The organism is Gluconobacter sp. Dm-44, assembly GCF_018256175.1.
Taxonomy (GTDB): Bacteria; Pseudomonadota; Alphaproteobacteria; order Acetobacterales; family Acetobacteraceae; genus Gluconobacter; species Gluconobacter cadivus.
Genome location: NZ_JAERLZ010000009.1, coordinates 39741 through 60250, shown reverse-complemented (window position 1 = coordinate 60250; position 20510 = coordinate 39741). Strand labels below are relative to the sequence as shown.

16 protein-coding genes and 4 pseudogenes are annotated in these 20510 nt (G+C 57.0%); 10 read left to right on the top strand and 10 right to left on the bottom strand.

All coding sequences use genetic code 11. The features are described from left to right. The first annotated feature begins 479 nt into the window (after positions 1 to 479). Positions 480 to 857 (top strand): hypothetical protein, encoded by a 378-nt coding sequence (locus tag JK213_RS11220; RefSeq protein ID WP_211571630.1) that lies wholly within the window; start codon positions 480 to 482, stop codon positions 855 to 857. On the opposite strand, the gene JK213_RS15920 is transcribed toward JK213_RS11220, so the two are convergent. After that, positions 842 to 982, bottom strand: coding sequence for a hypothetical protein (locus JK213_RS15920; protein WP_249200600.1), 141 nt, complete (start codon positions 980 to 982; stop codon positions 842 to 844). The two genes, JK213_RS11220 and JK213_RS15920, sit on opposite strands and share 16 nt — an antisense overlap. 26 nt (positions 983 to 1008) lie before the next feature. Between JK213_RS15920 and JK213_RS11215 the strand changes: the two genes are divergently transcribed. Next, positions 1009 to 1824 (top strand): phosphoadenosine phosphosulfate reductase family protein, encoded by an 816-nt coding sequence (locus JK213_RS11215; RefSeq protein WP_249200598.1) that lies wholly within the window; start codon positions 1009 to 1011, stop codon positions 1822 to 1824. 2 nt (positions 1825 to 1826) lie between these two features. Here JK213_RS11215 and JK213_RS11210 read toward each other — a convergent pair whose 3' ends face one another. Beyond that, positions 1827 to 2339, bottom strand: a complete 513-nt coding sequence (locus JK213_RS11210; RefSeq protein ID WP_211571559.1) for a MucR family transcriptional regulator — start codon at positions 2337 to 2339, stop codon at positions 1827 to 1829. 362 nt (positions 2340 to 2701) lie between these two features. Between JK213_RS11210 and JK213_RS11205 the strand changes: the two genes are divergently transcribed. From JK213_RS11205 to tnpC, 6 genes and pseudogenes are all read left to right on the top strand, one after another. Then, the gene (locus JK213_RS11205) at positions 2702 to 2965 is read left to right on the top strand and encodes a hypothetical protein (RefSeq protein WP_211571558.1); all 264 of its coding nucleotides are present in this window, start codon (positions 2702 to 2704) and stop codon (positions 2963 to 2965) included. 112 nt (positions 2966 to 3077) lie between these two features. Further along, positions 3078 to 4661, top strand: a pseudogene (locus JK213_RS11200) (lactate dehydrogenase); the annotation flags it as partial. 30 nt (positions 4662 to 4691) lie between these two features. After that, positions 4692 to 4874, top strand: a pseudogene (tnpA, locus tag JK213_RS16185) (IS66 family insertion sequence element accessory protein TnpA); the annotation flags it as partial. A 114-nt stretch (positions 4875 to 4988) separates the two neighbouring features. After that, a complete protein-coding gene (locus tag JK213_RS11195) occupies positions 4989 to 5423 on the top strand; it encodes a transposase (protein ID WP_249197735.1) in 435 nt (144 codons plus the stop codon). Beyond that, positions 5420 to 5782 carry an IS66 family insertion sequence element accessory protein TnpB gene (gene tnpB, locus JK213_RS11190; protein ID WP_211566810.1) on the top strand — a complete coding sequence of 121 codons (363 nt, stop codon included), beginning with the start codon at positions 5420 to 5422 and terminating at the stop codon, positions 5780 to 5782. Before JK213_RS11195 ends, tnpB begins: the two co-directional genes overlap by 4 nt. Before the next feature lie 52 nt (positions 5783 to 5834). Next, on the top strand, positions 5835 to 7361 hold the full coding sequence (gene tnpC, locus JK213_RS11185; RefSeq protein WP_211571557.1) for an IS66 family transposase: 1527 nt from the start codon (positions 5835 to 5837) through the stop codon (positions 7359 to 7361). Positions 7362 to 7460: 99 nt separating this feature from the next. On the opposite strand, the pseudogene JK213_RS16180 reads toward tnpC, so the two are convergent. Both JK213_RS16180 and JK213_RS11180 read right to left on the bottom strand, forming a co-directional pair. Further along, positions 7461 to 7589: pseudogene (locus JK213_RS16180) on the bottom strand (sodium:proton antiporter); the annotation flags it as partial. A 510-nt stretch (positions 7590 to 8099) separates the two neighbouring features. Continuing rightward, entirely contained in the window at positions 8100 to 8924 is an 825-nt protein-coding gene (locus JK213_RS11180; protein WP_211571556.1) for an IS5 family transposase, read from the bottom strand. Between the two features lie 110 nt (positions 8925 to 9034). Here JK213_RS11180 and JK213_RS11175 point away from each other — a divergent pair. Beyond that, positions 9035 to 9859, top strand: a pseudogene (locus JK213_RS11175) (IS5 family transposase). A 109-nt stretch (positions 9860 to 9968) separates the two neighbouring features. On the opposite strand, the gene JK213_RS11170 reads toward JK213_RS11175, so the two are convergent. The 4 genes from JK213_RS11170 to JK213_RS11155 form a co-directional block, all read right to left on the bottom strand. After that, positions 9969 to 10643 carry a hypothetical protein gene (locus tag JK213_RS11170; RefSeq protein WP_211571555.1) on the bottom strand — a complete coding sequence of 225 codons (675 nt, stop codon included), beginning with the start codon at positions 10641 to 10643 and terminating at the stop codon, positions 9969 to 9971. Continuing rightward, on the bottom strand, positions 10643 to 13783 hold the full coding sequence (locus JK213_RS11165) for a class I SAM-dependent DNA methyltransferase (protein WP_211571553.1): 3141 nt from the start codon (positions 13781 to 13783) through the stop codon (positions 10643 to 10645). Before JK213_RS11165 ends, JK213_RS11170 begins: the two co-directional genes overlap by 1 nt. After that, positions 13780 to 13935 carry a hypothetical protein gene (locus tag JK213_RS11160; protein ID WP_211571552.1) on the bottom strand — a complete coding sequence of 52 codons (156 nt, stop codon included), beginning with the start codon at positions 13933 to 13935 and terminating at the stop codon, positions 13780 to 13782. Before JK213_RS11160 ends, JK213_RS11165 begins: the two co-directional genes overlap by 4 nt. 747 nt (positions 13936 to 14682) lie before the next feature. Next, positions 14683 to 15408, bottom strand: coding sequence for a YafY family protein (locus JK213_RS11155; RefSeq protein WP_211571550.1), 726 nt, complete (start codon positions 15406 to 15408; stop codon positions 14683 to 14685). Positions 15409 to 15476: 68 nt separating this feature from the next. On the opposite strand from JK213_RS11155, the gene JK213_RS11150 reads away from it, so the two are divergent. Next, positions 15477 to 15875 (top strand): VOC family protein, encoded by a 399-nt coding sequence (locus JK213_RS11150; RefSeq protein ID WP_211571548.1) that lies wholly within the window; start codon positions 15477 to 15479, stop codon positions 15873 to 15875. A gap of 170 nt (positions 15876 to 16045) precedes the next feature. On the opposite strand, the gene JK213_RS11145 is transcribed toward JK213_RS11150, so the two are convergent. Further along, on the bottom strand, positions 16046 to 17308 hold the full coding sequence (locus tag JK213_RS11145; protein WP_211571545.1) for a sodium:proton antiporter: 1263 nt from the start codon (positions 17306 to 17308) through the stop codon (positions 16046 to 16048). 79 nt (positions 17309 to 17387) lie between these two features. Continuing rightward, positions 17388 to 20507: an efflux RND transporter permease subunit gene (locus JK213_RS11140; protein ID WP_211571543.1), complete on the bottom strand. Its 3120-nt coding sequence runs from the start codon at positions 20505 to 20507 to the stop codon at positions 17388 to 17390. Between the last annotated feature and the right edge of the window lie 3 nt (positions 20508 to 20510).

The window sequence follows — 20510 nt, the reverse complement described above, 5'->3', positions numbered from 1 at the left end:
AGACGGTAAACGGTAGACCGACCGTATTCCTTTCTACCGACGTTCTGAATGTGGATGGTGGTGAACACTCCCTGCTCCGCATTTCAGTGCCTGCCCTTGGTAGACTGACCGTAGACCCGGATGCTTGAGGAGCTTGTCCTGTCATGGGCGGTAAACGGTAGTCCGACCGTAAATACTGCGGAAACATTAGCTGTCTGCGGCTTGCTGAAAGTATCCCCCTTACCTCACCAGCACTGACAGACGAAGAATAGACGAGGAAAAAAGGAGAGGTAGGATCGGCGTATGGGAGAACCGCTGCCTGTCAGCCGCCCGTGCTGCAACAGGTGGGTCGGCGTCCGTCCTTCCCATGCTCGCCGGCTGGGCCGCCTGCGCGTGGGTGCGGGTGACGCCGATCCTGCCGCTGCGCGGCACTGTTGCACCTCGGTCGCCCGACACGCCGTCGCAAGGATGTTTGAAGAACCAGAGATGGATCGAGCATCATGCGACGCTACCAGTTTCCCTTTGTTCCAACCCCCCGTGGCCGGCCTCAGATGCGCTGGACCGACACGCAGGAACCCACAACCTGCCGCCGCTGCAACATGCACTGGGAAGACGGTGATCAGGCTCTGACGATTGCCTGCACGGGCTGCGGCGCTTCTGCGGATGAGCCGTGCCGCCGCAGCTCAGGTGGCAATGAGCGTGTGTGTGCCTGTCGCGACGAAGCGGCCGTCCAGATGGGGCTTCTGACACGTTGTGAGGGACTGACCTGGGACGGTCGCCACGAAAAGGCGCTGCTATTGAGGGCACGCCCGATCGCCCACGCCTTGATGTGCCGCTCGGTGCGGACAGGCGCGCCTGTCAGTCAGTGGACCTCATGAGCCCGGATCTCGCGTCCTATGACCGCATCATTGTCGCCGTGTCGGGCGGCAAGGACGGCACGGCCTGTCTGCTCGCCCTGCTGGAAGCCGGTGCTCCGGTCGAACGTATCGAGCTCTGGCATCACGAGGTGGATGGGCAGGGCCGTCCTTCATGGACTGGTCCTCCACAGGCCCGTATGTCGCAGCCCTCGCGCGGGATCTCAGCCTGCCGCTCTACCGCTCCTGGCGCGAGGGTGGCTTCGAGCGCGAAATGCTGCGGGACAATGCGCCCACAGCTCCGGTTGTCTTCGAAACGCCTGACGGGACCATCAGAGCAGGAGGGCAGGGGCCAATGGGAACGCGTATGCGCTTTCCCCAGGTCTCGGCCAGTTTATCCGTACGCTGGTGCTCGGCCAGTCTCAAGATAGACGTGGCAGACCGTGCCTTGCGCGGACAGGACAAGTTCCTCAACTGCCGTACTTTGGTCGTGACAGGCGAGCGCGCCGAGGAAAGTCCGGCACGGGCTCGATATGCGGCTTTTGAGCCTCACCGCACCGACACGAGAAACGGCACGCGGCGGCGTCGGCATGTCGACCACTGGAGGCCCGTGCATGCCTGGGTTGAGGCTGAAGTCTGGGCTATCTTAAAACGCTGGCGCGTGATGCCAGCCTATCCCTATCAGGCCGGATTTTCGCGCCTGTCCTGCGCGTTTTGTATCTTCGGCAATGCAGACCAGTTCGCCACCCTGAAATGGATGGATGCGAACAGGTTTGCGAAACTGGTCAGATATGAAAAGAACTTCGGCTGCACGCTCAAGCGGGCCAGGGGGCTTGACGAGCTGTCGTCCGAGGGGACGGTCTATCAGGCGGCCCGGTCGCGGCCCGATCTGGTCGCCGCCTGTCTGTCAGACGGTGCGTTGCAGACCGTTCTAACCGAGGATTGGACCCACCCGGCCGGTGCCTTCGGCACCGGAGGAGGGCCGGTTTAGTCTCAGGCGCGAGCCGGACGGCCGCGACGTTTCTCGGGAAGCTTCGTCACTGGAGGAAGGGTTTCTTCCTCAGGAGAGGGCTCCTGCGGCGCAGTGGCGCGGGGGGTGGAGCCCAACCCGATCTCGCGTGCCAGGGATGAACGCTTCTCCGAATAACTCGGAGCGACCATCGGATACGTGCTCGGCAGGCCCCATCGGGCCCGGTATTCATCTGGCGTCATGTTGTAGGCCGTCTTGAGATGGCGGCGGAGCATCTTCAGTTTTTTCCCGTCTTCCAGGCAAATGATGTAGTCCGGAAACACAGAGCGCTTCGGGTGGACAGCTGGGGTCGGGGCCTCTTCCGCGACAGGCTCGGCCTTGGTCGGGGTGGCGAGGGCGTTGTGCACGCTGCGGATCAGCCCAGGAAGCTGGTCGGCGGAGAGCGCGTTCTGCGACAGATAGGCGGCCACGATGTCGGCCGTCAGTGGCATAAGATCAGTGTGAGGGTGTGTCTGGGTTTCGGTCAGGTCAGTCATAAATGTCCCTCGGGGTCCTGGAAATGCCACTGTAAGTGGGGCGCACAGGTCATGATTTCAAGCTGCTGCAGAGAATACTGCACGAGGCGTTAACAGGTTCCTGCGTTTGTTTGGAAAATAGTCTCCCGCCTTCGATCATTACGGCACAGGTCGCGCAAGACGCGGCCAGTAAAGGAAGGAGAGGAAAGAAAAGGAAGAGGGAGGAGGTGAGGCACCACGGGATCGTTCTGTGCCGCAAGGGGTGGGTCCGTCCGTGTCCTCGCTGGCGCTGCGGGCCGGGCGGTCCCGACGCTTGGCGTCGCCCTTGCGGCCCAGAACGACGCCGCGCTCGCCGGAAAGGGTCAGAAAGGAGAAAGCAGACGATGCCCGTCATGGCCCTCACACGCCCAACCCCCACACAGAATTTCAGCCTGGTTCAGGCCCACCGCGAGGGCTGGACCATCATCGAAGGCTGCGGCCCGGAGCACGCTGACACCCAGCTGCGCGGCGTGACCTGCTCGGACCAGAATGCCTGGTGGCAGGTCGCGCGCCAGGCCCGTCAGGGATCGCCCTATCACCGTGAGGCCCTGTCGCGTCTGTCCCACAGTGAGCGCGAACAGATCTCCCTGCGCTTCGGTCCGCTGTGACCTGATCCGGAAGGCCTGAGCGCCTTTCGCCCAAACCCATCCTGTTTGTTTTCCGGCCCCCCGGTTTGCCCCCGCGCAGACCGGGCGCTGCCGCTTGTCCGGAGTTTCTCCCATGAGCAAGACCCAGCTCAGCTTTTTCGACACTTCCGCCCTTGGTGGCGGCAGCAACACCCTGTTCTGGGGCGACCTGCCCGGAGATCGTGCGCTCGACGAGGCCGCATCCCTCGCGAAAGAAGCCGCCGCAGCCCCAGTTGTCGCGCCTAAGATCGACTTTCGTCTCTGCGGCACACGCGAGCTGGCACAGGGCTGGAAAGCGCGGGCGCGGGACAACCTCGCCGCCATCCGTCTTCTGACCGAACTTGAAACGGAGGGCCGCAATGCAACGCCGTCCGAGCAGGCTTTGCTGGCGAGGTTTACAGGATTTGGAGCCGGGGAGCTGGCCAACAGCCTGTTCCCCCGTCCGGGCGAAGCGTTCCGTCAGGGCTGGGAAGAGATCGGGGTGCAGCTTGAGACGCTGACGAGCCAGCAGGAGCGGGCCGGACTGGCGCGGGCCACGCAGTACGCGCATTACACGCCGGAACTGATCGTGCATGCGCTGTGGGATCTGGTGGCGCAGATGGGGTTCCGCGGCGGACGTGCGCTGGAGCCGGGCTGTGGCACGGGTCTGTTCATGGGCGCGATCCCGGAGAAACTTGCCTCGAAGACGGCCTGGACGGCGATCGAGAACGACCCTCTGACCGCCCGCATCGCCCGCAAGCTGTTTCCGAACCAGTGGGTCCGGTCTGAGGACTTCACGACGGCGAAAATTGCCGAGCAGTTCGACCTCGCCATCGGCAACCCGCCGTTCAGCAACCGCACGGTGCGCGGTACGGACGAACTGGGGCGGCTTGGCCTGTCGCTGCATGACTACTTCATCGCACGCTCAGTGTCCCGCCTGCGCCCCGGTGCCATGGGTCTGTTCGTTACGTCACGCTGGACGATGGACAAGCGCGACGCCACTGCGCGCCGGCACCTGTTCGAAACGGCCGATCTGGTCGGTGCGGTTCGCTTGCCGGCAGGTGCTATGCGCGATGATGCCGGAACGGACGTGGTCGTGGACGTGCTGGTCCTGCGCCGTCGCGAGATCGGGGACAGCTCGGGCGGGACCGCCTGGCTTGAGGTCACTGACTTGCCCGACACAGACGAGGGTGAAGGCCCGCTCAGCATCAACCGCTATTTTGCGGAGAACGGCCAGCAGGTGCTGGGTCGGCATGGCTCGACGAGCGGACAGTTCGGGCCGGAATACACCTGTGCCCCGAACCCGATGCTGATGCTCGACGACGCCCTGCCGAGCGCACTCTCCCGTCTGGCCGCGTTAGCCCGCTTTCCGGTGCCGCAGACGCTTGACGTCGAGGCACTGCGGGACAGCCGACGTGCGGATGTCGGCACGGCAGGGGAGGGGGCGAGCCTCAAGGAAGGCAGCTACCTGATCGAAAAGGGCGCGCTGCACCAGATCATCGACGGCCAGTCTGTGCCGGTGAAGGTCAAGAAAGGCGAGCAGAAGGACGGCATTTTCCAGAAGCACGCGCGTATCATCGAAGGTTTGATCCCGGTCCGTGATGCCGCACGCGCGGTCCTGCGCGCCCAGGTGGAGAACCTGCCCTACAGCGGGCTCCAGGCGGATCTCAAACGCGCCTATCAGTCCTTTGTGCGTAAGCGTCCGAGAGTGACACGCTGACATTGTCCGATGGGCTGTGCTGTCTTCTTGGAATTCAGCGCAGAGGAGAGCAGCGTGGCGGGTTTTGGCTGGGATTATTGGCAACAGCATCACGATGCATGGCAGATGTCCGGCTTGACCCGCGCGGCTTATTGCAGAGAGCACGGCTTGGCACCGCGAAGTTTCCGGCGCGGGGTGGCCCGAATGACGCAGCAAGTAGATGCGCAGGATGCACCCTTAGAAAAACAGCCAATGCCTGCGCTCACCTCCAAGAGACACTGGAGAGACGTCTCTTCATCGTCCCTTGGAGGTGACCGCCCTGTCATCATGGCTCAATTGCTATCGGATCGTCAGTTTCGGCGCCGTAAATGGACCAAGGCTGAGCGACAGGATGTTGTGTGGAACCTGCTGCAATCCGGTATGTCCACGTGGAAATATGCAAAGGCGCATAACCTCGCTCCCAGCATGCTCTATCGCTGGCTCAAGGAACTGGCCGAGCCGATCCCAGGCCCACATCAGCCCGCAACACTTCCAGATCCACCACCCCTTTTCGCGACCGTGCAACTGACTTCCGACGCGACAGCGTCTTTACCGACAGCTTCGATGCCCCCACCACTGCGCGACGTGCACGCCATAGCGCCTCTTTCTTCTGGACAAGACATACAGATCGGCTTGCCCAACGGTACTTTCCTGCGCGTCCCTGTGCAGATAGAACTCGCTTCGCTGCGGGCCATTCTGGATGTTCTGGCGACACCCCGATGATCACCCTGCCACCCCATGTCCGGGTCCATGTGGCCCTGGGCTACACCGATCTGCGCAAGGGGATCGACGGGTTGTCGGTGCTGGTGCAGGAGACGCTGCGGGCCGATCCGTTCAGCGGGCATGTCTTTGTGTTTCGCGGCCGAAAGGCCGGACTGATCAAGCTGTTGTATCACGATGGCAACGGCATGTGCCTGTATGCCAAACGCCTTGATCAGGGAATCTTTACATGGCCTGTCACACAGGCCAGCCCCGGAGAACCGGCGACAGTTTTGCTAACCCCGGCCCGATTGTCGATGCTTCTGGAAGGATTGGACTGGCGGGCACAGGCCCCCGCGCGACGCAGGCTGATGGCAGGGTAAAACACGCCGATTTTTCTTGCACAAACCCGCAGAAAACTGGCATTTTATAGATATGCGGATTGCCCTCGACAGCCTGCCATTTGATCCAATCACCCTGCAGACCATGGTGCGGGATCTAGCAGGCGCAGTCGATGAGAGACAGATCGAGATTGACCGCTTGCGGCAGATGATCAGGGGGTTCCAGCGCGCCCGGTTCGGTCGTCGCGCCGAGACACTTGAACCCGACCAGCTTCTGTTGACGCTGGACGCTGATGCTGCCCAACTGCCCCCTATAACGCCAATCTCCACGACACTACCGGATCTCAACGGCACAGCACCGATCGTAAAACCACCGCATCGCAAATCCCTGCCAGAGCACCTGCCGCGCACGGACGTGACAATCCTGTCCGACGTGACAGCCTGCCCGTCCTGCGGCGGCGCATTGCGCGACGCAGGCACGACCACCAGTGAAATGCTGGACTGGGTTCCGGCCTCGGTGCGGGTCGTGCGGATCAACCGGCCCAAATGCGCGTGTCGCGCCTGCGGTACGCTGCATCAGGCTCCGGCGCCTGAGCGCATCGCCGAAGGGTGTCTCGCCACGCCGGGTCTGATCGCGCATGTGCTGACCAGTCGCTATTGCGATCACCTGCCGCTGTATCGCCAAAGCCAGATGTTGGCCCGTCACGGTGTCGCTCTCGCGCGTTCCACGCTGGCCGATTGGGTCAAGGCTGCCGCCTGGTGGCTGTCCCCGCTGCGCGATCAGTTGATGAACCATGTTTGTGCCGCAGAACGGGTTTTCGCGGACGACACCTCACTACCCATCCTTGATCCGGGACGCGGACGCACCCGAACTGGACGGCTTTGGGCCTACACGCGCGACGACCGTTCCTTCGGCGGTACGGCCCCACCCGCCGTGGTGTTTTATGCGACACCAGATCGCACGGCCTTCTGGCCTGCCCGTCATTTGAAGACCTATCGCGGCGTTCTGCAAGTCGACGGTTATGCCGGGTTTGAGCAGCTGACACAGAACGGAAAAATCCATCTGGCGGCCTGCTGGGCGCACACGCGCCGTAAGTTTTATGAACTGCACAAGACCGGATCACCAATGGCCACCGAAGCTTTGGTGCAGATCCGGTCTCTGTATGAGATTGAGGCATCCCTTCGGGGGCTGCCGCCTGATCAACGCAAAACCCTTCGGGAGGAGCACAGTCGACCGCGTGTTGAGGCGCTGGAACTCTGGCTCCGACAAAAACTGGCTTTGCTGCCCTCTCGCGCCAGACTGGCAGAAGCAATCCGCTATGCGTTGAACCGCTGGGATGATCTCGCGCGCTTTGTCGGGGACGGGCGCATAGATCTCGACACCAATCCGGTGGAACGGGCTATTCGACCCGTCACGCTCGGTCGTAAGAATGCTTTGTTCGCGGGTAGCGAAGGCGGCGCCAACCGATGGGCCATCGTGGCATCCCTGATCGAAACCGCCAAGCTCAATGGGATCGAGCCGTTTGCCTGGCTGCGTGACGTGTTGACGCGTATGGTCGATGGCCATCCAGCTGCACGTCTCAGCGAACTGCTTCCACTCCCTCAAAGCGCCAACGGCTGATTTGGGGGGAACTGGTAGGTCGGCTATCTGTTGAAAAATATGATAAAGCTGCCATTACTTTCTCCTTACGAAGCGGTACTTCAAATAATCAGAGGCGTATTATTGCGGCCCAAGCGTAGAGGATGAATAGAGTTTGCAGGCAACACGCTCCATGGTTAGCTCCTGCACAATAATCGCAAACACCACTACGCCGTAACATACAAGCAACAGCAGCTCCCGCAAGTCTCCTCAGTCGCTAGAGTTAGCGAGCATGCTTATTGTCAAATGCATCATTTGATACGCCAAATCGCGCCGGATTTCTTAAATCTAATATTACAGTATTTCGGAAAAAAGCGGCGTTTCCTACCAAGCCATCGGCTCCACGATTAGCGATTATAGCTGTTAATGTATCAGAGCTCTGATAAACCACCGGCCTACGCAAAGTGAGAGGGCCAATAGTAACACCGTCTTTCATGATTTTGCTTATTATTACAGAGCTTTTACCGTCGTATGTTCTACCTGGAATGGCTGGTGCGTCTGTGGTGTCGCCATCCATATTATCCCAAATAACAGGCGGTATTTGGATCGTAAAAAGGCTAGATCCCGTGTCGAACAACAGGTGGTCGAATTTTTTACTTCCCACACTTCCGGTTATGTAGAATGTATTATTGTGTATTGAAGCGTTAGACCAAGATAAATTCTTAATATCGACTTTATTATTTAAAACACATACCCTCTTATGAGAGCCCTTTTGGAAATTCAGGGATGAGCATTTCGGCGTAGCATGAGGCCTCCCATGGCGATGTGAATCATGGCCTCTGCCACGTCTATCCGTTGCTCGTAATCCTTTACCAGACGACGCCAGCGGATCATCCACCCGAAGGTGCGTTCAACGACCCAGCGTCGTGGCAGAACCTCAAACCCTTTTGCGGTGTCTGAGCGCCGAATGATCTCGACCGTAAAGTCGAGAAAGGCGGCTTTATCCATCAACTGGAGGCGGTCATAGGCGCCATCGGCGAAGAGATGTTTCACCCACGGCCAGCGTTTGCGGATGGCATCCAGGATCATCTGCCCTCCCGCGCTATCTGAAATATCGGCGCGTGTCAGCCTGACCAGAAGCAGTCGGCCATCGGTATCAACCGCAATATGGCGCTTACGACCAACGATCTTCTTGCCAGCGTCATAACCGCGGGCCTTTGCATGGGGTGCCTTGATGCTCTGGCTGTCGATGACACCACCGGATGGAGTGGCTTCGCGTCCCGCTGCTTCACGATCCAGCATCAGGCAGACATCATGGATCGTCTGGAACAGAAAACGGCGCATCAGCCTGCGGAACCACCAGTAGATGGTCTGCCAGGGACCAAAGTGGACCGGCAGCATCTCCCAGCCACAACCCGAGCGGACAAGATAGCGCAGCGCATTGATGATCTCGCGAAAATCGATCGCCCGTTTCCGGCCACGCCGGTTCGCAGGAGGCATCAGGGGCGCTATGCGCTCCCATTCTTCATCGGTCAGGTCTGACGGATAACGCTTCGTCTTGCCTGTAATGTCGGCCATTCGGCCTCTCTGCTCTGGCGTCCACATCCAGAGTTTGAATCACGCACCAGACTCCCTGAAAACCCCATCACGTTGAATTTCCAAAAAGGCTCTTAGAGCCTGTTTGGAAAATCGCTCTGATGTGATTCAAGCTCTGGATGTGGACGCCAGAGCAGAGGGGCCGGATGGCCAGGATCAGCCGCAAGACGAAACGCTACCCGTCTGACATGACGGACGAGGAATGGGAGCGGATTGCGCCATTGATGCCAGGCCCTGGGCGTCGTGGCCGTCCACGGGAGGTAGAATTTCGTGAGGTGATCAACGCGGTGCGCTATCTTGTTCGTTCAGGCTGCGGTTGGCGCATACTGCCGATCCATTTCGGACACTGGCGCACGGTCTATGGCTGGTTTCGGGAACTGGCGCGACGGTTCCTGTTCCAGACCATTCATGACGTTGAACTGATGCTCGACCGGGAGCAGGCAGGCCGCGAGGCCAGTCCGACAGCGGCGATGATCGACAGCCAGAGCATCAAGGCGCCTCATGCAAAGACAAGGGGTTGCGATGCCGGCAAGAAGGTCGTCGGACGCAAGCGTCATATTGCCGTCGATACGGACGGGCGCCTCCTGATGGTCAACCTGACCCCGGCCGACATCTCCGACAGTGCCGGCGCCCAGATGATCCTGGATGCGATCCGCAAGCGTTGGCCATGAGTGAAGCATCTGTTCGCCGATGGTGCCTATGACCGCCTGAAGTTGATGGACAAGGCGACTTATCTGGATTTCATCGTCGAGATCATCCGCCGCCGCGACGGAGCAAAGGGCTTCGAGGTGCTGCCGCGACGCTGGGTGGTCGAGAGGACTTTCGGCTGGATGACCCGCTGGCGGCGGCTCGTGCGTGACTACGAGCGCCGCGTCGACGTGTCACAGGCCATGATCTTCGTCGCCATGGGCGCCAATCTCATGCGCAGAAATGCTCACCCGTGATTTTCCAAACAGGCTCTTAGCTCGTCACTGACACGAGCGACTGTTGTCGACCTGTTTTTGATGTTCGCTAATGAAATACCGAAGGACCGCTCCCAATAAAAAGGATCGTTCATTGAGGTCCCTGATCGCGGCGCAAACCAGTAAATTCTAGGACCAGATGGTAGCAGGTAAAGTCTGCGGGATAAGGTTTGTCTTTGGGAACCTGTCGGGCGTGCTGAGAGATCCGCTGCGGCCGAATATCTTTGTCAGATATCTTTTCGAGCGCGGTGCCGATTTTGACGGCAATCCGCTGAAGTGCTTCTTCCGCCGTTCCCGATAACAAATAACCGACCATGGCTCCAGATGCTGTGAAGGGTGCATAGCGGCAAGTCAGAAACTCGAAACGCAGATCGTGATCATAGTCGGCGAGCCTGCCTGGGGTTTCGAGCACTTTGGCCTCGAGTGGCCAGATAACACGTTCGTCGGCCCGCCAGACGAAGGCAAGGTCATATTCCGGCGGCTGTGCTGGTGGCTTCGCCATTGTTTCGCGCTCGAATGTACCATGCTGAACGTAGAAAGGCTCGAAGCCGGACATGGCGTCCCGGACGCGCGGTTCGAGGAGTTGGCTGATGCTGCGTTCAAGGTCGCGTCCATCAATGGAGGGCTGATCGTGGATCAGTTGGTCATAGGCTGCCCATACAAGATTAAGCAGCTTCTCGTCCGGACGATTGAGCCATGTGGCGACCTGCACGACAAATGCCGGATCGATCGGCTGTAGCGGCTTTCTCCAATCCATCGCGCTCATCAGCGCATACTTTCTGCATCGAGCACGCCCTGTCGCCATCGGAACAGGTCAAGCGAGACATCATCACCATCTTCCAAGGCAACACTGCGCAGCCAGTGGCGCCGCATATCGGGCTTTAGGATGAAGATCATCGGCGTTCCCGAGCGACCATCATAAAGCCGAAAAGCCTTGCCTTCGTAGATACCGCGCCGCTTACCTCCCTCTTGACGATCGAGAGCTTCCATCTGGTCAAGCAAAGCGCCGCTTTCGAGCTGCTCGACTTCGATCCCGTCATCGCCGCCATCGCACAGGCGGAACCCGACCAGGCGATAAGGTAGCGGCTTCTGGTCATCGCCGTAGCTGAAAATAGTCGCCCGAATGATGCGATCAGCGCCGAAGCCCGCCTTGATGACGCGCATGAAGTAACTACAATAATCTCTTAGAGTGGCTTCGCGATCATCGCTCCCGACGTCTATCGTCGTCCGATGCTCGGATTGTGTCGCGCTCCCTCGAAAATCGCGAATAACCTCGTTCGCCAAATCCTCGATCAACACCTGCTCAGCGTCGTTCAGTCCGAAGGCCTTGAAGGCTGCCTCGTCAATTTCTTTCTGGCTCGTAAGTTTGTCGAGTGTCACATGTGCCAGCTTGGGCAAGGGTATGCGCCTTACCTCGTCGATTAGCACCTCGGGACGATAGGCGGCCGCACGACCGCTGGCGAGTTGGAGAAAATAGGTTGTGATGGCGCTGTTGAACGCGAGACACGCAGCGGCGAGCACTGGGGCCGGCCCATGGACTGACACATAGCTCTGGTTACAGACAACATTCTGACGCCTTGCCGTCTGGGCAAGACGTGCCTCGAAACGCGCGGACTTCTTCCTCCAACTCCGCTTCATAATCAGCTGGGGATAGGTATAAGCTCCAAAATCACTCGACATTCTGCCGTCAAGCAAGAGCGTCCCGGCAAGCGGCAGACTGTCCGCATCAAACGTTAACAGGTCAGTGCTGTTGAACCTTCGCTCATCGAACAAGCGATGACTTGACAGGCTTTCGACCCGCTTCTTGCCGTCGCCATATTGAATGCCGCGACCGCTCCTCACGCCGCTCTCCTTCAGACTTTCCAATGTCGGAAAACGGCGTAACCGGTCGATCAACACACGGTCGCGTGGACCACCCCACATCAGCACAGACCATATGGATCGATCATTCAACGCATCCCGCACGCTGAGCCAGCGGACATCTCGTGGTTCGACAACAACAGTAAACTCGTCGACGAGCGGTTTCAGCGATTTTGGGCTGACATAGGCGATACGATCATCGTGCGACGGTGTCCCTGGTCGGATAATGACAATACATGCAGGAGAGGTTGATCGCTTTGGTGTGTGGGTCTTGCGCTTGAACACCTTGAAGCGCAGCGCTGAGAGATTGTAGATCGCTGTGATCCGTCGACGCGAAAAGAGTTGTTCGCGAAACCGCACTGCTGTCGGACTCATGTTGAAGAGCAACGCGTTGGCTGACTGTATTAACGCAAGCTGGCCTTCCGGTTTTAGTAGATGCGTCGACTTGGCAAGGAAAAGGCCGCCAATGTCCTTGTTCGCGATGGCCCAAGGGGGGACCTCCTCTTTCGCCCAGTCGATCGCTTCCGGTGTGACAAGGCTGTCGCCCCATGGGGCGTTGCCGATGATGAGGTCGTAACGGCCTCCGGCATTTTTCGAACCAAACCCAGCTCGGTCCTCAGTGAAATAATCCGAGCAGATTAGTTGTCTGTCGCGCATGGTCGGGAAAAGAACTTGCGTCCAGTAATGACGCGGTTCGATCTCGTCGCACATGGCCAGATAGAGGCTGAAGCAAGCGACACGCACCGCATGAGGGTCTTTGTCGACGCCGAACAGATTGCGCTCAAGCATCCGCCGCAAGGTTTCGACCTTCGGTTTCACGCCTGGATGGGCAAGCTTCCATCTGTGAACCAGCCTCTGAAAGGCTTTTACAAGAAAAATGCCTGATCCACAGGCTGGATCGAGGATCTTCAGATCCCAGTCGGTCCTGTCCCACGGGAGAACCCGGTCGAGAATAAAGTCGACGAGATGTGGTGGCGTATAAAAAATGCCATCGCTCGCCGCGCGCTCCGTAACGAAAGTCTCGTAGATACTGCTGATGAATTCCAGCGGGATGACGTCGAATGCGTATAGAGGCCACAGCGCGGCCTGCCCAGACGGCATGTCGAGATCGCCGCGAATGAAGTCCGCCAACAGTTTCAGATGCTCCGGTCTGACCCGCTCGCGCTCACGTTTCCAGCCTTCTGCTTGCGCTTCCGGTGTATCACCTTTGCCGGGAAAGAGGTCACCGTTGAACCGCCTGTTCAGCCATTCGAAAAGGGCGTAACTGTCCTCATAGTCGTTCAGAAGCGAAGAGAAATCTGGATGGCGCGCCCGAAGCAAGCCATCGGCATGCAGTTTGGCAAGCTTTGCCTGGTTGAGCGCAGCTGCACCATCGGTATCTTTGCGGTCGAAAAGAAACTGGACGAAGATGACCCGGGCGAGCAGATCATGGCAAATATCATCGTCATCGAGCCCACCATCTGTCAGCCGTGTCCGAATTTCGCGGAGATTCGACAGTAGCATCTGGTCGGCCCGGCCATCGCGGTCGAAACGCGCAGCATAGGAAGCGAAGAATTCGCCCGAGACGAGGCTTATCCAATGAAGGGTTCGAGCGGCGCTATCCTGCATCGAATAGCTTTTCTCGATAGCTTCGGCGTTGACGGAGTACACTGTCCTGTCGGTGATCGGCGCCCTATCATTTGGTGCTTCACAGCAGCTCCAGACCCTGAGCAACTGCGGTTCGATCGTCACTAACGTCGGGCTGTGGGAGAAATTCCAGGCCAACCGATGCAATTCGCGCAGGCTCTCATCGCTTGCCGGAGAGGCGAACTCTACAACAATCGCCAACAGTGGTTCCGTCGTGACGGCGTCCGGGTCTGCCACAAGCATGCCAATACGTGTCGTCGCCGCGCCAACGATCCGAGTAAGGGCGGAGCCGATCTTAGCACGTAGCAAGTCTGTGTAGATTGCGACGCCCGCGCCTTTAGGGTCAAGGATGTCTCCGGGTTCGGGCCATGCAAGTGCGTGGCCCACGCGTTCCAGCGTCAGCGGAACCGCGGCCGTCATGCGCCTAGATCCAGCACGACTTGCGGGTAGCCACCGAAATGGCCGCGTTTCGCGCGACCACGCGGCTTCTTGGGCGTAACTTTGACCTTCGTGATGACGCGACGATAATCCAGCCCCTGCACGCTCATCTCAGCAATGAGAACGGCTATCAATGCTAAGTGGGCCGGTAATTCAACCGCTCGGGCATAGTTGGAAATTGAGTTTGGATTCATGCCGAGAAGTTCCGCGAACGCACGAACGCTTAAGCCTGCTCGAGCAAGTTCGGTGAGGAATTGCGTATAATTCACGGTCGGCAGCTTACATTCACACTATTTAATGTAATATAGCACATAGAATAATGTGCGCAAGCTCCGTGCCGTTCGATTTGAGAAGATGGGTCTCCAAGGTCTGTTTCCGCTAAGCTCGAACAGCACCGGTCAGTGGATAGTGGATGACGGCCAAGTCCATAAACGCACTGGCCGAAGGTCGGTCAAAAATCCATCTTATCCTATCCGTTCCTTTGAAACGTCATAATATCTCGTTCAGCCGCAGGGGCGGGTCATAGCGGGCCCTAGGTGGCTACTGAGTAGGAACAGTGCCCATCATCATCGTTTCCGGCCCGCCCGGTGAGATTCGAACGTCCACAGGGTGAAATACTTGCGCAAATCCGCTATCCGTCTTTGCCGGCAGAGCGTCGGATGATTAATGCCGGCTTTCGGGAATCGTTCCCAACCTCCTGTATGTTCGAGAAGAGGCGCCCGCCGCATGTCTGCTTCACATTCCTTAAGCGGACAGACCGTTTAGGGGAAAGCGGAATGTCCGTTATTCGTGCTCGAACGTAAAATAGCAGACGTTTCTACTCGCCTAAAATATGTGTCGAGCGATGTTAATGTCCTCAACTGGCAGGACTGGGGAAACGATCAACCGGTTTCAGTCGTAATTTTAGCGAGTGCCGTTATGCGTTGCGCTTTCCAGCGTTGAAACAGTCGGGAGCGAGGCTCACCTATTTTCTCATCCAAAATTTCTACCGCGTGTATCCGGTCCGTACGGAAGTGACGAAATCCCTGCCTCAACTCGCACCAGGCGATCAACATGCACGTGATGTCCGAATAACCGAGAACAACTGGCCATACTATACGCTCGGTGACCTCGCCTTGTTGATCCCGATAATGCAGGCGTAACTTCATTCCTGCACGAATGGCCGCTCGAAGGCTCGCTCTGTCATCTTTGCCTTGTAATGCATCGAGCGGCAGCTTTGTTGCTGTGCTTGGAATACTGATAAACGGCTGCAAGGCCGGGGGGATAACCGCTTTAACCTTGGTGAGCACGTCCAATGCGGCGCGTGACAGTTCCTTTTCGCCATGGGCCGCCACCCACTGTGCTCCCAGAATGATTGCTTCAAGCTCAGCCGGGAGCAGTGCAAGGGGTGGCATGTCATATCCGGGCCCCAAAATGTACCCAACGCCTGCTTCTCCTGAAATGGGGACGCGTTGGCCGATCAAATGTGCGACGTCGCGATAAATCGTGCGGATGGAGACTTCCAGCTCCTCGGACAGCATCCTCGCCGTAACGGGGCGAGACGACCGGCGCAGGATCTGGATGATCTGAAAAAGGCGATCGGTGCTACGCAAAGGTTCTGCAATCATGCTGACAGGATGCTGTCAGCATGATTGTGCCAAAAAGCGGGGAACACAACCTGCATAGGAACTTACCGATGACATTCGCCTCTATCCGTCTCATTGCCGCCGACATCACTACGATGGTTGCTTTTTATGAGCTGGTGACCGGGCATTCTGCCGAATGGCTTGCGCCTCAGTTTGCCGAAATCGTAACCTCTGGTGCGAGAATTGCGATCGGTAGTACCGAAACAGTGGCGTTGTTCATGGAAGGAAGTGCTGAGCCAGGCGCCAATCGCACGGCCATCCTTGAATTCAGGGTCGAGGACGTGGACGCTGAATTCACGCGTCTGAAAGGCAAGGTGGAATTTCTGATCGAACCCAAGACGCTGCCTTGGGGTAACCGCACGCTCCAGTTCCGCGACCCCGAGGGGACTATCATTAGTTTGTTCACACCTGTAACCGAAGCCGCCCGCGTCCGGTTCGGGAGCCTGTGACAAAGTACGGTCGGCGCTGATAATAATTCTTTGGAGCTGTAGACCACTGGACACTTGCGGACACCGAAAGACGAGGGTTAAGCGGAATATCGGCTATCTGTTGAAAAACATGATAAATCGGGCATTACTGTCCTCCATGCGGTGCTGCCCTTCAAATAATAAGGGCTGTATTATTGAGGTCCAAGCGTAGAGGACGGATAAAGTCTACAGGCAACCCGCTCCATGGTTAGCCCCTGGACAATGATCGTAAACACCACCACGCCGTAACAGACAGGCAGTAGCAGCTCCCGTAACTCTCCGGGCGGTAATCCAAGTGCCAGCGAAACCGAGATGCCGCCACGCAGACCGCCCCAGGTCAGGATACCAAGAACACGCCCTCGTTCCCATTGCCTGAGATGAACCGGAAGCGTTGAAAACAGCACGCTTAATGCCCGCACGGCAATGGATAGCGGTATCACGGCAAGTGTCGCCAGCACCGCAAACAGATGCGGCGTGATCTCAAGAATTTCAAAGCCAATCAGCATGAACAACAAGACGTTTAGCACCTCGTCAATGAGTGTCCATGCGACGTCGAGTTCTTTGCGGGATGCCTCATCAAAAACGGAATGGCTGTAGCTTGTGCCAAAGCACAGTCCCGCCACCACGACGGCAATCGCACCCGACATGCCAAGTTGGTTGGCAATGCTGAAGGTTCCGGTCGCAAGCGCCAGTGACGTCAGCAGATCAATGTGCGGATCCCGCTGTCCCTTAAGTATACGGAGTGCAATCAATCCGGTCAGTGCGCCCAGCAGACCGCCACCGATCGCCTCGCGGCAAAAACTCAGAGCAATCTCGGAGGCGGTCACTCCTTGGCTGTCCCCGGTCGCCAGTCCTATCGTGACGCCGAAAATCACTACGCCCACGCCGTCATTGAACAGACTCTCACCTGCGAAAACAGCCTGCAGGGGGCCAGGCAGTCCGAGACGTTTCAGCATCCCGACAACCGAAACGGGATCAGTCGGCGCGAGGATAGCCCCCAAGACGATGCACCATGTGAAAGGAACGGTATGACCTAACAGAGGGAAAAGGTACCATGCCACGATTGCCAGGAAGGCAACAGCCAGAACGGTTCCCAGAACAGAGAGAGCAGCCACGGAGGCAAGCTTTGCGCGCAGATGTCCGACATCTACCTGCGTGGCCCCGGCAAACAGAAGCAGGGACAGCGCGCCATTCAGGAGGGCCATGGGAAGATTGATGGCTCCGAGAACAGATCGCGGGAGAGCCTGAAGATCATAGGACGGTATCAACGGATTCAGGACCATAACCAGCAGAGAGGCCAGTAATGAGAAGACCAGTACACCAATCGTCACAGGAAGACGCAACGTGTGGTGATTGAGAATACTGAACCCCGCCGAGAGACTTAGAAGCAGAGCGAGGAGGCTGATGGTATCCATATTGTATGTCTGACTTTTTTCTCGCCCTGCATCAAGAAATATTGGAAACATTCCTGTCTTCTCTCTCATTTGGTAACGTTTATTTTTTATCTTTTTCTCTAAAGTCCGATAATTTTACATAAAGAGACGGAAGAACAAGCAAAGTTAAAGCCGTACAAGATAGCAAACCACCGATAACAACGGTGGCTAATGGCTTTTCGACTTCAGCCCCTTCGCTCATTGAAAATGCCATAGGAAAGAAACCCAGACAGGCTACCGTCGCCGTAGCCATGACGGGGCGGAACCGTTCCTCGGCAGCCTCCTGGCTGGCAACACGCGCCGACAACCCTGCTGCTCGTTTTTCCCGAATACAGGAAACAAGGACTACGCCATTTAAGGTGGCCACGCCGAACAGGGCGATAAACCCAATCCCAGCGGAGACACTAAACGGCAGGGCTCTCACCGTTAGCGCCAAAATCCCCCCGGTGGCCGCGAATGGTAGATTTAGGAAGACCAAACCGGCCACCCAAACATCTCCAAAGGCGAACACCAACAGAAAAAAGATAAGAGCTAAGGTAATCGGTACGACGATCTCCAATCGAGAAACAGCAGACTGGAGGTTGCGAAACTGCCCCCCCCATTCAACACGATATCCGTGGGGCAGTTTAAGTTTCTGGGCAACGGTCTTCTGTGCTTCCTGCACGAACGAACTCATATCACGCCCGCGTACGTTCGCCTGCACCATCATCCGTCGCTCTCCCTGATAGCGGCGGATGGCTGCTGGCCCATCATTCAGCGTAATTTTAGCGACCTGAGATAGTTCAACCATCTGGTCATCACGTGTAGCAACCGGGAGGCGTTTGATATCATCAAGAGTACGCCTTTGCGGAGCATCAATTCGTACTTCGGTCGGAATTAAAGCGTCACCGGTCGAGACCGGCGACCCGACATGTCCACCTAATGACTCAACAACATCAAGAATAGTCGCTGTATCCACATTAAGCCGACCTGCAGTTGTTCGGTCTACATCAATATGAAGGTATGGAATGGTCCCAACGTCCTGAGGAGCGACATCCGCAGCACCGTTGATTTTGCTGACAATGTCCGCCGTCTGCTTTGCCAGAGCTTGGAGCGTGCGGATATCAGGGCCATAAATGCCAATCGCAATTTGCGAGCGAACTCCTGCCTGCATGTCATCCATGCGCATCTGAATGGGTTGGCTCCACGAAAAAAGCGAGCCAGGATTGTTTTGGCGCAGTGCCGCGTCAAACGCTCTAATCAACCCTTCCTGAGAATGAGCGGTCTTCCACTCTGATCGTGGCTTGAGCAGAACATAACTGTCAGTCTGCTCTACGCCCGATGGATCTGTCGGAATGGCAGACGTGCCCGTGTTACTCACAATTGTTCGTATGTCAGGAAACGTTTTCAGCGTCTTCTCGATTGCAGTAACTTCTCGGATGGAAGCACCCAATGAAATCGCCGGAAGGCGTGTTGACGTGACAATCAGATCACCTTCTTGGAGTTGGGGAATAAATTCTCCTCCAAGGCGCGTCGCCAAAAAGACAGACATCAGCAAAATGCCGACTGCAACTATAAATATCTGATTTGTATGCGTGCGGCAGTATCGCGCTGCCGGGTTGAATCCTCGCCGCAAAAAGGCAATAAAGCGCGTGTCGTGGCTCTCAATACTGCCATCATGTCCATGCCCTTCAGGAACATTCTTTGTTTGAACGCTTCCAGAATGGCTCTTCATGATCATCGCACATAATGCGGGCACGCCCAGAAATGCGAACACCAAAGACGCCAGCAATGCCAGGATGATTGTTTCCGCCATTGGCCGAAACATCCGGCCTTCGACACCTGCCAACGTCAGGATCGGCAGATAAACCAGCATGATGATGCAAACAGCAAAAATGACTGGTCGCGCGACGGATGTTGTTACTTTGGCTACGCGCTCTTGCAGAGTCAGTCCGGCCACAATGGAAATACTAAGAACGCCTTCAACAATCACCAGTGCGCTATCAACAATCATCCCAAAATCAATGGCACCAAGACTCAGGAGATTGGCCGAAATGCCGAGATGATGCATTCCAACCATTGCAGCCAATAAAGCAAAAGGGATGATGGACATGATGACCAGAGACGCCCTCCAGTCTCCAAGAACAACTAGCAATACTACCAGAACAAGCAGTGCCCCTAGCGCAAGGTTTTCCTTAACGGTGTCAATCGTCACATCTGTCAACGTCGTGCGGCTATAGTACTGCTCTAGGGTGATACCCTCTGGAAGGGTTTTTTGGATTTTGGGAAGAATCGTATTGATCCGGTTAAGTGTGTCCCGCGCACTCGCGCCTTCCTGCAACAGCACAACTGCATTGACAGCCTCCCCTTTACCGTCCCGTGTCACAGCTCCTAGCCTTGGCAGAGCTCCCTTGCGGACAGTGCCAATATCCCGGATATGAACAACTTCTCCGTTTGGACCACTTTTGACCTGAATTTCTCCCAGTTCCTTGAGGTCATCGATAAGTGAACGCCCCACAATAATGTGCTGCTCATCGTTATGCTCTATCCACGCACCACCCGCAGCTTCATTGCCGGTATCGACAGCTTTGAAAACATCTGAAACGGACACATTGAACCGACGCATGGCCATTGGATCGAGCGCGACTTCGTAGGTCTCCGACGCGCCACCATTGACGTTAACATCCACCACCCCAGGAACCAGTCGCAGCTTAGGCACAACAGACCAGTTCAGAATACGGTTCAGATCTGTAAGAGAATGGCCTTTCCCTTTTATCTCCAGTTGCATGATTTCACCCATGCCTGTGGCCATTGGCCCCATGCTAATGGAGAGGCCGTGAACTGAAATGGTATTTTTTGCCTGATCCAGAAATTGGGACACCAGGTCCCGATCGCGATAAATACTCGTGTTGTCATCGAATTGCAGATACAGAACCGACACGCCTGTGCGGGAGACCGATCTTAGATTTTTTAGCCCGACAACCCCCGACAGCACCGTTTCAATGGGAAATGTAACGAGCTTCTCCACCTCTTCAGTCGGTAATCCAGGTGCTTGAATGGAGACGAGGACCTGACGTGGCGAAATATCTGGAACTGGCTCTACGGGAAGAGAGCGAAGATCGAAAAGACCTGCCACCATTAGAAGAAGAATACAGCCCAAAATTCCTTTCCGGCCTTTGACGACATGCAAAAAGAAATTCATGAT